We start from the raw sequence: 15,129 nt of genomic DNA, 5'->3' as shown, positions 1-15,129 counted from the left end.
CGTTGCCCGGTGGGCCGCGCAGCGCTAAACGGCATGCAACGGCATACCAAAGGATCATGACATGTCCCAGACCCGTACCGAATCCGACAGCTTTGGCCCGCTGGAAGTCCCTGTAGACCGCTATTGGGGCGCCCAGACCCAGCGCAGCCTGATGAACTTTCCCATCGGCTGGGAAAAACAGCCCGTCGCGGTCGTCCGCGCCCTTGGCGTGATCAAGAAAGCCTGCGCAATGGCCAACAAGGCCAGCGGCAAGCTGGACGCGCAGCTGGCCGACGCGATGATTGAAGCCGCGGGCGAAGTCATCGACGGCAAGCTGGACGATCATTTCCCGCTGGTGGTCTGGCAGACCGGCTCCGGCACCCAGTCGAACATGAACGCCAACGAGGTGATCTCGAACCGGGCGATCGAACTTCTGGGCGGCGTGATCGGGTCCAAGGATCCGGTGCACCCGAACGACCATGTGAACATGGGTCAGTCGTCGAACGACACCTTCCCCACCGCGATGCATATCGCCGCCGCCATGACAGCGCGCGACGTACTGCTGCCGGGGCTTGAGAAATTCGCCGCCGGGCTGGAAGCCAAGGCCGAGGAATTCAAGGACATCATCAAGATCGGGCGCACCCACACGCAGGATGCGACACCCCTGACGCTCGGGCAGGAATTTTCCGGCTATGCCAAGCAGATCCGCAACGGGATCGAGCGGATCAAGCTGGCCCTTCCCGGCATCTACGAACTGGCGCAGGGTGGCACCGCCGTCGGCACCGGGCTGAACACCGACAAGGGCTGGGACACCACCGTCGCCGCCAACATGGCCGAGATCACCGGCCTGCCCTTCGTCACCGCCCCCAATAAGTTCGAGGCGCTGGCCGCCCATGACGCCATGGTGTTCATGTCCGGCGCGATCAAGACCGTGGCCATGGCCGCCTACAAGATCGCCAACGACATGCGCTTCCTTGGCTCTGGCCCCCGCTCCGGCCTTGGAGAGCTGATCCTGCCGGAAAACGAACCCGGATCGTCGATCATGCCCGGCAAGGTCAACCCGACCCAGGCCGAGGCGATGACCCAGGTCTGCACCCATATCCTTGGCAATGACGCGGCGATTTCCTTTGCCGGGTCGCAGGGGCACTTTGAGCTGAACGTCTATAACCCGATGATGGCCTATAACCTGCTGCAATCCATGCAGCTTCTGGGCGACGCAGCGGACAGTTTCACCGAACGGATGCTGATGGGCACCCGCGCCAATGAAGAGCGGATCGAGAAGCTGATGAAGGAATCGCTGATGCTGGTGACCGCGCTGGCGCCGACCATCGGCTATGACAACGCAACGACCGTCGCCAAGACCGCGCATAAGAACGGCACCACCCTTCGGGAAGAGGCTGTCAAGCTGGGGTTCGTGGATGAAGAGACCTTTGACCGGGTCGTGCGCCCCGAACAGATGATCGGCCCGAAAGGCTGACAACAGACAAAATCACATCACAGACTCGCGCCAACCGGCGCGGGTTTTTTTTGTTTTATTTCATAAGGATTTGACCCAAACCTCATTCAAAGCACGAAGAATGCCTCTTGAATGTGGCGCGGTTTCGATGTTCCCTGATCTTCCCGCAACAAGGTGGTCCCCCCATGTCCGAGATCGTCAATCTGAACCGGTTCCGCAAGCAGGTGTCCAAGGCCGAAGAAAAGGCGCAGGCCGATGCGAATGCGGTCAAGCACGGGCGCACCAAGGCCCAAAGACTGCTTGAAGCCGCGCTTGAGGAAAAGGCGCGCGCGCGGCTGGACCAGTTGAAGTTCGAAGACGAATGACCACCCCGCCCGCAGGCCGCCCGGTGAAACATTCACTGACCCTGCGCGGGCATCGCACATCCGTATCACTTGAAGCGGAATTCTGGGCTGCCTTCCGGCTGGCCGCCGACGAAGAGGGCAAGGCGATCAACGAACTTGCCGCTGAAATCGACGCGACCCGGGGCGATGTCGGCCTCGCCTCTGCCATACGGGTCTGGGTTCTGAACAGGTATAGGTCGGCGCGGTCCTAACCGCGCCGAACGATCACTCAGGCTGCTTCCTGCGGATAAAGCGCGGAACGAAGGCTATCCAACTCCTTGCGTCCCTTGGCGTTTTCCCGTTCGACATCCCGCACAACCGGGCGCGGCCCCAGATCCGCGTCATCCGATTTGTCAGACAGCATAAAACGGTCGGTCAGCGACGCCGCGCTTGCCTTGATAAGCTCGAAAAACTGAACTGCCATTGGCCGGTCCCCACTTACTGGTACGGCCCCCACGCCCCAACATTAGCCCAAAATGCGGCCATGAAACCGCCTAATTTCAGGTGCGATGCGCACCGGTCGCGTTAGTATTTCCTTAACATATTGATTTACTTTACATTTACCGACTTCCGCCCAAGAAATGACGGCAAAAGATGACCGATCCCGCCAATCTTTCCCCGTTTTGCCGTTGGATGGTTGGAAACAGTTCTTCCCGGACCCAAAGGATCGTCGTGGATCAGGAAACTAGCGGTCGAATCACCGCCCAGATTCGGCCCCGCGTCGGTCCAGCCGCAGCCAGATGCCATCAGCCGCCCGGACAGTCAGATGCGCGACCGGGACCGGGACGCGCCCTTCGACCGTGGTGACCCGGAACTCCCGCAGGATCATCGCCAGCAAAAGCGGCCCTTCGACCATCGCAAAACCCGCCCCGGTACAAACCCTTGGCCCCGTGGAAAACGGCATATAGGCGTCGCGCATACAGGTCTTGCCGTTCTCGGTGCCCCAGCGCGCCGGGTCGAACCCATCGGGGTTGTCCCACATCCGTTCGTGCCGGTGCAGATGCCAGGGCGACAAGACAACCTGCGATCCGGGTTTGACCGCCCTGCCCCGGAACTCCTCTGGGCAGGTGGTTTCGCGCACCATCATCGGCACCGGAGGATACAGGCGCAGCGCCTCGCGGAACACATCGCGCGCCACCCGCAGGCGGGACACGGCTGAGAACTCGGGCGTCAGACCCTGCGCCTCTGCCGCGACGCGATCTTGCCAGTCGGGGTGCGTGGCCAGAAGATACAGCGTCCAGGCAAGGGCCGAGGCGGATGTCTCGTGCCCGGCCAGAAAGAAGATCGCCACCTGATCGATCATTTCGGCCACATCGAACCGGTCACCGGTTTGCGGGTCCGTGGTGGTCATGATCTTGGTGGCCAGATCATCCGGGGCGGTCCCGGCCTCGATCTCGCGCAGGCGCGCCTCGGTCAATTCACCGATCAGCCCCCGGATGACACGGGCCGTGCGCCGGGTTTCACGGCTGAAGAACCGGGGCATCCAGCGGGGGCCCGCGATAAAGGCCCGCAGGTTCAGGATTGGCTGTTCGCGCTGATAGGCGCGAAATTCACGAAACACCCGCGCCGCAATGTCATGGTCAATCGGGATCGAAAATAGGGTCCGGAAAATCACATCGGCGGCGGCGTGGCTGGTCTCTTCCTCGATCTCGACCGGGGCGCCCCCCGCCTTGTCAGCAAGCCGCGCGTTCGCCGCCTCTCCGGCCGCCCACATGGCCGGGAAGGTATCGCGCAGCCGCCCGCCTTCGAAGGCCGGGTCGATGATCCGCCGCTGCCGCTTCCAGACTGCGCCATTGGTCAGGAAGACCGAATTGCCCAGAAGCGGGCGCAGCCCCGCGCCAACCCGGTCCGACTTCGGGAAATCGTCGGGCCGTTCATTCAGCACCCGTTTCAGCAGCGCCGGGTCATTGACCATGTAGCTGCGAAAGAACGGCGTTCGAAACTCTGCCATCCACGCGCGGTAAAGCTTGGCCGGCTGGGCCGACAGGATGTCCTGCCGAAACAGCCGCATATAGCGCCAAAGCGACACCCGGTCGGGCCGCGACGGGGGCTTTGGCGGAAGGGTCACGGGGCGACCACCGTGGTGTATTTCGATGCCGCCACGTCGATCCGGCTTTGGGACGGGGCGCGACCGTCGTACCGGTCGGCCAATGTGACCGGCCCGGCGGTGATCTGGAAATAGTCATAGTCGCCGGGCCGGTCGAAGGCGCAAAGATATTGGAAATGCAGCCGGAAGAACCGCCAGCGCAGCTCTTTCCACCGTTCCGGGCTGAGGGTCTGGGTAAAGGCCGCCGACAGGACCAGGGGCCATTTCTGCCCGCGCGGGGCCACCCCTGACACCGCCACCGGATCACAGAGCGCAAAGGCGCAACCATCCCCCGGCGCGGTCACATCGATCCACGCCAGTTCGCGCCGTTGCGACAGGAACATCAGGTCCGCCCGCAGCCGCCATGCCCGTGGCAGGAAGGACACCATCGGCACCACCTGCCCAAGGCTGAGGAACCCAAGCGCCGGGCCCGTGGCAGGCACCCGGCCGGCCCGGATCAGGTCGGCCAGGATCGACACCCCCAGATGGGCACCGGACGAATGGCCGACCACCAGAACCTCGTCCACGGACGGGTCATGCAGCGCATCGGCGATCTGGTCGCCAAACTCGGCCATCCGCGCTTCCAACTCGGGCGGGTTTTCCCCCTTCCAGCGGGCGGAATAGGCGTAGTCGTGCATCAGGTAATAGGCGAACAGCTTGCCATCGCGGGCCTTGAACCAGCGCAGGACAAGCGGGACGACCACAAGAAAGGGCACCCAGAACCCCGCCGTGTCCAGAAACACGCGCAGCGCGCGCCAAAAGCCCCCCTCGCCCCAGATCGGGACAAACCCCAGGACCGCGCCCACGATCCGCCCGGCGATGAAGCCCAGCACCACGGCGATCAGCAGTTGCAAGATCAGCATCCCGACCGGGTAAAGCGCGGCGATCACCGGCCCTTTGCGCATCCACATCAGCCGCCGGAGCGTGCCGCTGGCGATATAGGTCCAGGCCGTGCGGACAAGTTGCAGGTAGGTGGCCGGGATCGTGTTGGACATCGACCCGCGCACGATGTCGGACCAGACCAAGACCTCGACCGAGGCCTCGACTGGTGTATCGTCAATCCGGGCCTCAACCTCCCAGCCATAGGCGCCATCGCCCTGCTTGGGGGAAATGCCGATGTCATAGCCCGAGATCTCGGCCTGCGCCGCGCTTTCCTTGCGGTAAAGCTCGCGGTAGCGGCGCGGATGAATGGGATCGTAGCCCGGAATATAGAATACCCTGCGCCGCCGCACCTGCCGTCTTGCCTGCTCTGCCATGTGTCTGCCCTGGCTGCCTTTGGCAGCAGGATAGCCCAAGAACCCGGCAGGATTAAGACGGCATTTCGGGTGGGCCTAGCCGAGCGCGGCAAGCCCCGGGAAGGTTTCCAGAAGCCAGTAGGAGAAGGTGGAAAACTGACCCGTCAGCATCATCAGCCCAACGGTCCACAGCAACAGGCCCGACACCCGCTCGATCCGGTCCATATGCCGTTTCATCCAGGCCATCGCCCCCTTCAACCGCGGGAAGAAGGCCGCGACGAGAAGGAAAGGAATACCCAGCCCGAACGCATAGGCCGCCAGCAGCGTGGTGCCGCGCGCCACGTCCCCTTCGGAGGTGGCAAGCCCAAGGATCGCGCCAAGGATCGGACCAAGGCAGGGGGTCCAACCAAAGGCAAAGGCCAGACCCAGAAGATAGGCCCCCAGCGCCGAACCGCCCCGGTCGCCCGCGTCCACCCGCGCCTCGCGCATAAGGAAGGGGATACGGAAGACACCGATGAAATGTGCCCCGAAGACCATGATCAGGATCGCGGCACCATAGTAGAACCAGTCCTGCGCCGACAGATACATCCGCCCGATGCTGGAAAAGGCGAACCCCAGAAGCAGGAACACCGTCGACAGCCCAAGGACAAAGAACACCGCCGCAAGGAACACGCGCCCACGTCCGCCGCCGTCGTCCATATCCCGCACCGATACCCCGCCCATATAGGCCAGGTAGGGCGGCACGATGGGCAACACGCAGGGCGACAGGAAGGACAATACTCCGGCTGCCAGCGCAATGACCAGCGCGGGCAGAAGTGAGGCATCCATGAATGTCGCGGCGTCCAGCATAGCAGCTCCTGTTTTCCCTCACATAGGCGATGGTTGGGCAGAGGTCACGGGTCAGTTGGTCGCATCGGGTCACAAGAAAGCGACGGCTTGAAAGAAAAAACGCCGCCCGGTCGGGGCGGCGTTTCCTGTCCTTGGTCCGCGATCAGCGGCTCATCGACCACCAGCCGCGCCGTTTCGGCTTGTCTGACTTATCGGCGGGGGCCTCTTCGGCCATCGCCTCTGCCAGTTCAGGCTCGGGTTCGGCCGGGGCTGCGGGGGCCGGCTCGGCGGCGGGTTCGACCACCGGTTCCGCCACAGGTTCTGCCTCGGCTTGCGTCTCGGCTTCCGGTTCCGCTACCTGCACCGGTTCGGGCGCGGGTTCGGCCTTCTTGCGGCTGCGGGTCCGTTTCTTCGGCTTTTCCTCAGCCTCGGCCGGGGTTTCTGCCGGGGCGGCGTCCACTTCCGCTACCGCCGGTTCGGCCGGGGCTTCCTCGACCTTCTTCTTACGGCTGCGGGTCCGCTTTTTCGGGGCCTCATCGGCCACGGCTGCGGGTGCTGCCGCCTCGGCGGGGGCCTCGGTCACGGCTTCGGCCTCGGCCGGGGTGTCTTCAACCTTCTTCTTGCGGCTGCGGGTCCGCTTCTTGGGCTTTGGCTCTTCCTCAGCGGCGGCAGGCGCATCAGCTTCCGCGTCCTGCGCAGCCTCGGTCGTGGCGTCGTCCGCCGCAACGTCCTCTGCGTCGGACTCGTCGCCCTCGGCCTGCCCGTCCTGCCCTTCGGCCCCGTCCTTCGCGCCACCCCGGCGGCGACGACGGCGACGGCGCTTCTTCTTGGGCTTGTCATCTTCCGCCTCGGCGGCCTCGGTCACCTCGGGCGCGTCCTGCGCCTCTTCGGCCTCCTCGGCAGCCAGCGCATCCTCGACCTCTTCCATCAGGGCCGCGGCGCCGGTGACGACCGGCGCGGCTTCGGGCACGATGCGGGTCGCGGTCTTGAACTTTTCAAGCGCGTAGTCGGGCGACACCATGAAGGGATCGGCCTCGATCCGGACGGCCATGCCATAGCGGGCTTCGATCTCGGCGATATGTTCGCGCTTCTGGTTCATCAGGAAGTTGGCGATGCCCACCGGGGCCTTGACCAGAACCTCGCGGGACCGGCCACGCACGCCTTCTTCTTCCAGCTGACGCAGGATCCCCAGGGCCACGTTGTCATCCGACCGCAACAGGCCGGTGCCATGGCAATGCGGGCACGGCTGGGTCGTCGCCTCGAGCATGCCGGGGCGCAGACGCTGGCGCGACATTTCCAACAGGCCAAAGCCCGAAATGCGGCCCAGCTGAATACGGGCGCGGTCAGTCTTGAGCTTGTCTTTCAGGCGCTTCTCGACGGCGGCGTTGTTCTTGCGCTCGTCCATGTCGATGAAGTCGATGACGATCAGCCCGGCGAGGTCGCGCAGACGCAGCTGGCGGGCCACTTCCTCGGCCGCTTCAAGGTTGGTCTTGAGCGCGGTCTGTTCGATCGACCCTTCCTTGGTCGCCTTGCCAGAGTTCACGTCGATGGCAACCAGCGCCTCGGTGATGCCGATCACGATGTAGCCGCCGGAAGGCAATTGAACCGTCGGGTTGAACATCCCGCCAAGGTAGCCTTCGACCTGATAGCGGGCGAACAGCGGCAGCTGTTCGCTGTAGAACTTCACGTTCTTGGCGTGGGACGGCATGATCATCTTCATGAAGTCCTTGGCCGAGCGATAGCCCGCCTCGCCCGCGACGATCACTTCGTCGATTTCTTTCGAATAGAGATCGCGGATCGTGCGTTTGATCAGGTCGCCCTCCTCGTAGATCTTCGCAGGTGCGATGGACTTGAGCGTCAGTTCGCGGATCTGTTCCCACATCCGCTGAAGATATTCATAGTCGCGCTTGATCTCGGCCTTTGTCCGCTGGGCACCCGCCGTGCGGATGATCAGGCCGGCGCCATCGGGCACGTCGATCTCGGCCGCGATTTCCTTGAGCTTCTTGCGGTCGGCGGCATTGGTGATCTTGCGCGAAATGCCGCCGCCACGGGCGGTGTTCGGCATCAGCACGCAGTAGCGGCCAGCCAGCGACAGATAGGTGGTCAGGGCTGCGCCCTTGTTGCCGCGCTCTTCCTTGACGACCTGAACTAGCATGATCTGCCGGACCTTGATCACTTCCTGGATCTTGTACTTGCGGGGGCGCGGCTTGCGGACCGGGCGCACCTCTTCGCTGTCGTCTTCCTCGGCGACGCTTTCAATGGTGTCGTCCTTGTCGACCGACTGAACCACGGCGTCATCGTCGGCGTCGGCGTCCTCGTCCTCCTCCTCGCCTGCGGCGGGGGTTTCAACGGGGGTCTCGGCGACGGTCTCCATCGGGCTGCTGCCCTCTTCGACGACCATCTCACCGGCTTCGGACTCGTCCTCGCCCAGATCAAGGACTTCCATCCCCTTGATATCGCCGGAAATCACCTCTTCCGGCGCTTCCTCGGGCAGATCGACCTCGGCGGTGGCGATTGCGTCGCCATTGGTCGCATCGGCGGCCTTGGCCTTGGACCGGCCGCGCCCGCGACGGGACCGGCTGACCTTCTTGGCCTTCTTTTCCTCTTCGCCCTCTTCCTCGGCCTTCAGGCTTTCGGCATAGGCGCGTTCCTCGGCCAGAAGCGCCTCGCGGTCGGCCACAGGGATCTGGTAGTAGTCGGGATGAATTTCCGCGAAGGCAAGGAACCCGTGGCGGTTGCCACCGTAGTCCACGAACGCCGCCTGAAGCGACGGTTCGACCCGTGTTACCTTTGCAAGGTAGATGTTACCGGCCAGCTGCCTGCGCGACTGGCTTTCGAAATCAAATTCTTCGACCTTGTTTCCGTCCACCACGACAACGCGGGTTTCTTCCGCGTGCGTGGCATCGATCAGCATTTTCTTTGCCATGTTGTCCAATTGCATGGCGCAAACCAGCGCGCGCCCCGGGGGGCGCGGAAGATCTTGCGGCATGTCTGATTAGGGCGAGCGGGTTTGCGCAGTAAGACAACACAACAGGGGACGCGCCACTGAGGGCCGCCTGCATCCTGCCTGTATCACCTGCGCGGTGCATCGCGTTTCTTCTCCGATCCCTGCCGAAAACGACGAAGGGACCATTTCACTGGCCCGGGCGCGTCCGATCAATCCTCGCGCACTCCAGGGCGTCCTTCTGGCCTTTTGGGGCCAAATCCTTTCCGCTGATCAAGGTCCGCCGGGTCATGGCCCGCGAACACCCGACAAGCAGGCAATCACTCCGGGCGGCATCGCACAGCGTCGCGCGAACGTCCGTATCCTCTTCATAGGGGAGGAACCCGGCAATTGACAATGGGCAATCTTTGGGCGCCTCAGGTCCAGTCGTGGCGTTCGAACGACAAATCCCGCCCTTTGGATCGCATCACCACCCGCGAAAACGCCTGCCCTGACGGGCTGCGCTGCGCCTCGCGGATCTCGGTCAGGTGGCGGGACAGAACCGCGCAGGTTTCCGGGTCCAGTGGTTCATCCTCTCCGTCGAAGCGAACGCAGAACACACCGTCGTCGCCCCGCACCGCCTCGGCCTGCCATTTCCGCGGCGCAGGCGCCAAGGCCGCCAGCGCATCGAACAGCGCCCGCAGATGGGCTGCATCCGCCAGTTGCCCGGCCTTGCCGCGCCGGAACAGCCCGCCAAACATGGCTACAGGTAGTCGGACCGCTGCAGGCCGTATTTGGCCATCTTTTCGTTCAGGGTCCGACGCGGCAGGCACAATTCATCCATCACCGCCACGATCGACCCCTTGTGGCGGCGCATCGTGTTGTCGATCAGCATCCGTTCAAACGCTTCGACGAATTCTTTTAGCGGCTTGCCTTCGGTGGTGATCGCGGGCTTCTGGCTGTCATCGGAATCAGCCATGAGCAGCGATGCGATGGTCCCGGTGCCGCGCCGGTTCTGCAGCACCGCGCGTTCCGCCACGTTGATCAGCTGGCGCACGTTTCCGGGCCAGGGGGCCTGCAACAGCTGCGCGGCTTCCTGTGCGCTGACCTGCGGCGCGTCACAGCCGTACTCCTCGGAAAACTGTTCGCCCAGCTTTGTGAACAGGGTCAGGATATCTTCGCCCCGCTGGCGCAGGGGCGGCACGGTGATCCGCAGCGCGGCCAGCCGGTAGAACAGATCCGGGCGCAGCACGCTTTCGCAGGTCTTGCCTTCGTCCTGAAGGTTGCAAATGGCGACGATCCGGGTTTCGGCCGGGGTGCCCTGATCGTTGATCGCCGTCAAAAGCCGGGCCTGAAGGCTGGTCGACAGCGCCTCGATATCCTCCAGAACCAGGGTGCCGCCGCGCGCCTCTTCCACGGCCGGGATCGGTTCATCCTCGTTCGCGGGACCAAACAGGCGGCGGCCAAGGCTGTCCTCGTCATAGGCGGAACAGGAGATCAGGACGAATTTCTTCGACGCCCGCGCGCCAACCGCGTGCAGCGCATGGGCCACGAGGGTCTTGCCCGTGCCGGTTTCCCCTTCGATCAGCACATGGCCATCCGCCTGCCCAAGGTCGAGGATGTCTTCCTTCAACCGCTCCATCACCGGGCTGGTGCCGATCAGCTTTTTCATCAGGGCCGACCCGTCCGACAGTTCCTTGCGCAGCGCACGGTTGTCCAACGTCAGGCGGCGGGCATTGCTGGCCTTCTTGGCCAGTTCGGTCATCCGGTCGGGGTTGAACGGCTTTTCAAGGAAATCGAAAGCGCCGATGCGCATCGCCTCGACCGCCATGGGCACGTCGCCATGGCCGGTGATCATGATCACCGGCAGCGCACTGTCGACGCCCTTGAGCTTTTTCAGGAACTGCATCCCATCCATGCCCGGCATCTTGATATCGCTGACCACGATCCCCGGATAATCCGGGCCCAACCCCTTCAGCGCGTCTTCGGCGCTGGCGTAGGTTTCGGTATCGAACCCCGAGAGGGCCAGCCACTGGCTGATGGACTGGCGCATATCCCGTTCGTCGTCGACGATGGCGATCTTCATGGCCTTGCTCATGGCGCGGTCCCTTTCTTCGTTCTATTCGGCCGCTTCGGCCCCTGCCTTCAAGATAGGAAGCTGCAGTTCAAATACAGCCCCCCCGGCCGTTGCATTGCGTGCGGTCAGCCGTCCGCCAAGGTCGTTGACGATGCCAGAGGAAATGGCAAGCCCCAGCCCGACCCCCTCGCCCGGCTGCTTTGTGGTGTAGAAGGGTTCGAACAGCGCATCGAGATCGTCGATGCCGGGGCCGTTGTCGCGGATGGTCAGCCGCACGGTCTCTCCCACCGCCAAAAGGATGTCGATATGGGGGTCGTCCGCCGCCTTGGTGGCGTCAAGCGCGTTGCGCAGCAGGTTCACGATAACCTGTTCCAGCCGCAACCGGTCACCAAGGATCATCGCCGGTTCGGTGGGCAGCGTGCGGGTGATTTCCACCTTTCGAACCTTCAACTGCGGTTCCATCATCGCCAGTGCGGACGACAGCGCATCCCGTGTATCCACAGGTTCAAAGGCATCCGCGCCCTTGCGGGCATAGGATTTCAGCTGCCGGGTAATCGCCCCCATCCGGTCGATCAGATCGTCAATCCGCTGGAAGGACGACAGCGCCTCGTCCGGGCGCTTGCGCTGAAGCAGCAGGCGGGCCCCGGCAAGATAGGTCTTCATCGCCGCCAGGGGCTGGTTCAACTCGTGGCTGACCGCCGCCGACATCTCGCCCAGCACCGCCAGCTTGGAACTTTGCGCCAGCGTCTGTTCCGCCACTTCAAGGGTCTTTTCGACCTTTTCGCGTTCGGCAATTTCCCGCTGCAGCCGGATGTTCAACTGGCGAAGCTCCGCCGACTCACGCTGGAAGAAGATCAGGCGCGACGCGGCCTTGCGCGACGAGACCCAGAAGACCAGCGCCAGAAGAATCGCGAATCCCATGATTTCAAGCGCCAGAATGCCGTTCACCCGTTCACGGACGCTGGCGTAGGTGGTGTAGGTAACCATCTTCCAGCCCTGAAACGGGATGCGGGCCTCGCGGCGCAATACGGCCTCACCCAACAGGTAGGCATCAATCGGGATCGCCGCCCAGTCCTGCGTGGCGCGGACCGCCCGTTCGATGGCCGAGGGCGCGGACTGACGGTCCAGCGCCGCCGCCTCCTCGAGCCCGCGCCAGCGGGGTTCGGTGGACAGGATGATCAGGCCCGCACTGTCGGTCACCAGCACCGCGTCGGAAATATTGGCCCAGCTGCGTTCCAGCTTGGCCAAGTCAGCCTCGACCGTGATGACGCCCAGCCCGGTGCCCGCGTCATCGATCCGGCGGGAATAGACGAAGGAATAGCCACCGCTGTCACGGGGGCTGACGGTAAAGACGGTCGTATTGGTCCGCAGCGCATTGACGTAATAGGCATCGGCCCGGTGGTTTTCACCCAGCCGGTTACGGTCGGTCGCGGCCACGGTGCGCCCGTCCCGGTCCAGCAGCATAAGGGATGCCGCTCCGATCTCGTCCACAAAGGACAAAAGCCGCTGGGTCGAGCGCGAATATTCCGCCGACCGCAGCGCGTTGATCAACTCGGGATCGCGCGCCAGAAGCTGTGGCACGATGGAATTGCGCTGCAACTCGCTCAGCAGGTTGCCCGCGTAAAGGGTCATCCGAACCTCGGCCCGGTTGCGGGTGGTCTCAGTAAACCGTTCGGTCAGAAGCTGGTTGGTGACGTAAATCACGGCGACCGCAATCGCGACAAAGGCGATCATCGCCAGCCGGAGACCCCAGACGGTCCGGCGGGTGCGGTCCAAACGTGCCTGCGATGCGCGTGCCATGTAACGATCCTAGGCGCCTGCCCCGCCCGTCACAAGACAGGGCCGTCAGGCAGAGGCAAGCTGCCCGATCAATCCGCGGAAAAGCGCCTGCCCGTCGGTGCCGCCGTGGCCCTCGTCCACCGCGCGTTCCGGGTGCGGCATCATCCCCAGCACGCGCCGGTTGTCCGACAGGATCCCGGCGATATCGGCGACTGCCCCGTTGATCGGGGTTTCATAGGTGAAGGCAATCCGATCTTCGCCTTGAAGCCGGGCAAGGGTGTCGGCGTCGGCGTAGTAATTCCCGTCGTGGTGGGCGACCGGAATATTGATCACGTCGCCCGCATTATACCCTTCGGTGAAGGCCGAGGCAGAGGTGGTCACCCGCAAAGGCACCACGCGGCTGATGAACTTCAGCCCCGCGTTGCGCATCAGCGCACCCGGAAGAAGCCCGGTTTCGGTGAGGACCTGAAACCCGTTGCAGACGCCCAGAACATATCCGCCACGGTTGGCATGTTCGACCAGCCCCTTGCACACCGGCGACTGGGCCGCGATGGCCCCGCAGCGCAGGTAGTCGCCGAAGGAAAACCCACCCGGAACCGCCACAAGGTCCAACCCCTTGGGAAGCTCGGCATCCTTGTGCCAGACCATGGTCACATCGGCCCCCGCCTGTTCCAGCGCGACCTTCATGTCGCGGTCGCAGTTCGATCCGGGGAAAACGAGGACGGCGGCTTTCATGGCGGGTCCTTTCGGGAAGCACGAGTCGTTGGGCGAGCGTTTAGCCGCTTTTGCTGCAAAGGCAAAGGGGCGGTGGGTTAAAACCCACCTTACATGAGGGGCGCTGCCCCTCTGGCCCGTTCGGGCCATTCACCCCGGGATATTTGCAACCCAAAGAAGGGGACTGGACTCAACGTCCCTTCTTCTTTGGGTCAAAAATATCCTCTGGGGGGCCATGAGCGATCTGGTGGGGGGCGAAGCGCCCCCGGGTAAGGTGCGTTTCAACCCACCCCGCCCGTGTCAGGACTGGAAGTCGGTGATTACGGCCACGCCGGGCGGTGCGGGGTGATTGAAGGCCTCCAGTTCCGCGTTCACCCCCGACAGGCCGATCCGCCGCGTCACCAGCGGCGACAGGTCCGCCTGTCCGGCCTCGATCAACGACAGAAGCGACGGGTAGCGATGGGCGGGCATTCCGCGTGTGCCGAAGATCGCTAATTGCCCTGAATAGACCGTGTCCATCGGGATCGGCATCGTCGCATGATCGCCCGCCGGCATCCCCACCTGCACCATCCGCCCCAGTTTGCGCAGGGATTTCAGGGCGGGGATCGTGGTCGCCGGAATGCCCAGCGCCTCGATCGCCACATGGGCACCGCCGCCGGTGATGTCCCGCACCGCCTCGGCCGCGTCGACCCGTGCGGCGTTCACCACAGCATCGGCCCCCAACCCTTTGGCAAATTGCAGCTTTTCCTCGACCACATCAACGACGACCACCCGCGCGCCCAGCGCCCGGCCGAGGATCAGCGCACAGGTCCCGACCCCGCCGCCCCCAAACACGGCAAGCCATTCGCCGCCCGCCAGCGCCGCCCGCCCGGTCAGCGCATGCCATGCGGTCGTGGCCCGGCAGCCCAGCGCGGCGGCAAGGCCGGGGTCCATCCCGTCAGGCAGGGCGGTCAGGTTGTGGTCGGCATGCGGGACCGAGATCATCTCGGCAAAGGCGCCATTCTGGGTAAAACCCGGCACGACCTGTGTTGGGCAGGTTGTCTGCTGCCCCGCCGCGCAGGCGGGACACGAACCGCAGGCAAGGATGAAGGGGGCGATCACCCGGTCCCCGACCCGCCAGCGGCTCACCTGCGGGCCGATCTCGACCACCTCGCCACAAAACTCGTGCCCGGGGATGTGTGGCAACACCACATCCGGGTCCGCCCCGGTCCAGGCGTGCCAGTCGGACCGGCAGACCCCGCAGGCCATGACCCGCAGCACGACACCGTCCGGCGCACAGCCCGGGTCCGCGACGGATGTTATCTCGAGCGGGGAATTGTAGGTGGTCAACAGGGCCGCGCGCATCATTCCTCTCCGCTTTGGTCAGCGGCAGAGTGGCGGGCGGCGGGCGCCGGGGCAAGCCCCGGCGACAGGCCTTAGGCCATTTCGATCTGGTAGCTTTCGATCACCGTGTTGGCGAGCAGCTTTTCACACATCTCTTTCACGGTGTCCTCGGTCGTGCCATCGGCAAGATCCAGTTCGATGATCTTGCCCTGACGGACACCGCCAACCCCGTCGAACCCGAGCGAGCCAAGCGCGTGGCGCACGGCCTCGCCCTGCGGGTCAAGGACACCGTTCTTCAGCATGACATGAACACGGGCTTTCATCGGTCAGTTCCCCCTCGGGTCGT

The 15,129-nt window shown here is 64.1% G+C and carries 14 protein-coding genes; 3 read left to right on the top strand and 11 right to left on the bottom strand.

All coding sequences use genetic code 11. From position 1 onward, the window contains the following. Positions 1-61: 61 nt before the first annotated feature. From fumC to EU803_RS05320, 3 genes are all read left to right on the top strand, one after another. Positions 62-1,456: a class II fumarate hydratase gene (gene fumC, locus EU803_RS05330; RefSeq protein ID WP_129680553.1), complete on the top strand. Its 1,395-nt coding sequence runs from the start codon at positions 62-64 to the stop codon at positions 1,454-1,456. A gap of 164 nt (positions 1,457-1,620) precedes the next feature. Continuing rightward, complete coding sequence (locus EU803_RS05325; protein WP_129680542.1) at positions 1,621-1,800, top strand: DUF4169 family protein; 180 nt, start codon at positions 1,621-1,623, stop codon at positions 1,798-1,800. Continuing rightward, positions 1,797-2,030 (top strand): ribbon-helix-helix domain-containing protein, encoded by a 234-nt coding sequence (locus tag EU803_RS05320; RefSeq protein WP_129680540.1) that lies wholly within the window; start codon positions 1,797-1,799, stop codon positions 2,028-2,030. The genes EU803_RS05325 and EU803_RS05320 overlap by 4 nt, the downstream gene beginning before the upstream one ends. Positions 2,031-2,047: 17 nt before the next feature. On the opposite strand, the gene EU803_RS05315 is transcribed toward EU803_RS05320, so the two are convergent. The 11 genes from EU803_RS05315 to purS all read right to left on the bottom strand — a co-directional run bounded on the left by EU803_RS05315 (position 2,048) and on the right by purS (position 15,106). Further along, positions 2,048-2,242, bottom strand: a complete 195-nt coding sequence (locus EU803_RS05315) for a hypothetical protein (protein WP_129680538.1) — start codon at positions 2,240-2,242, stop codon at positions 2,048-2,050. 273 nt (positions 2,243-2,515) lie between these two features. Continuing rightward, entirely contained in the window at positions 2,516-3,829 is a 1,314-nt protein-coding gene (locus EU803_RS05310) for a cytochrome P450 (RefSeq protein ID WP_129681568.1), read from the bottom strand. Positions 3,830-3,882: 53 nt separating this feature from the next. Next, positions 3,883-5,160, bottom strand: coding sequence for a hypothetical protein (locus EU803_RS05305; RefSeq protein WP_129680536.1), 1,278 nt, complete (start codon positions 5,158-5,160; stop codon positions 3,883-3,885). Positions 5,161-5,235: 75 nt separating this feature from the next. Beyond that, positions 5,236-5,988, bottom strand: a complete 753-nt coding sequence (locus EU803_RS05300) for a cytochrome c biogenesis protein CcdA (protein WP_129680534.1) — start codon at positions 5,986-5,988, stop codon at positions 5,236-5,238. 142 nt (positions 5,989-6,130) lie between these two features. Beyond that, entirely contained in the window at positions 6,131-8,893 is a 2,763-nt protein-coding gene (locus EU803_RS05295) for a ribonuclease E/G (RefSeq protein WP_129680532.1), read from the bottom strand. A 434-nt stretch (positions 8,894-9,327) separates the two neighbouring features. Continuing rightward, a complete protein-coding gene (locus EU803_RS05290) occupies positions 9,328-9,651 on the bottom strand; it encodes a hypothetical protein (protein WP_129680530.1) in 324 nt (107 codons plus the stop codon). Between the two features lie 2 nt (positions 9,652-9,653). Continuing rightward, the gene (locus tag EU803_RS05285) at positions 9,654-10,988 is read right to left on the bottom strand and encodes a sigma-54 dependent transcriptional regulator (RefSeq protein WP_129680528.1); all 1,335 of its coding nucleotides are present in this window, start codon (positions 10,986-10,988) and stop codon (positions 9,654-9,656) included. Between the two features lie 21 nt (positions 10,989-11,009). After that, positions 11,010-12,767 (bottom strand): ATP-binding protein, encoded by a 1,758-nt coding sequence (locus EU803_RS05280; protein ID WP_129680526.1) that lies wholly within the window; start codon positions 12,765-12,767, stop codon positions 11,010-11,012. A 45-nt stretch (positions 12,768-12,812) separates the two neighbouring features. Beyond that, entirely contained in the window at positions 12,813-13,481 is a 669-nt protein-coding gene (gene purQ / locus EU803_RS05275; RefSeq protein ID WP_129680524.1) for a phosphoribosylformylglycinamidine synthase subunit PurQ, read from the bottom strand. Between the two features lie 279 nt (positions 13,482-13,760). Continuing rightward, the gene (locus tag EU803_RS05270; protein ID WP_129680522.1) at positions 13,761-14,804 is read right to left on the bottom strand and encodes a zinc-dependent alcohol dehydrogenase family protein; all 1,044 of its coding nucleotides are present in this window, start codon (positions 14,802-14,804) and stop codon (positions 13,761-13,763) included. Positions 14,805-14,875: 71 nt separating this feature from the next. Continuing rightward, positions 14,876-15,106, bottom strand: a complete 231-nt coding sequence (gene purS, locus EU803_RS05265) for a phosphoribosylformylglycinamidine synthase subunit PurS (RefSeq protein WP_129680520.1) — start codon at positions 15,104-15,106, stop codon at positions 14,876-14,878. Between the last annotated feature and the right edge of the window lie 23 nt (positions 15,107-15,129).

The organism is Loktanella sp. IMCC34160 (assembly GCF_004145845.1).
Taxonomy (GTDB): Bacteria; Pseudomonadota; Alphaproteobacteria; order Rhodobacterales; family Rhodobacteraceae; genus SELP01.
This window is presented reverse-complemented; position numbering and strand designations above follow the sequence as displayed.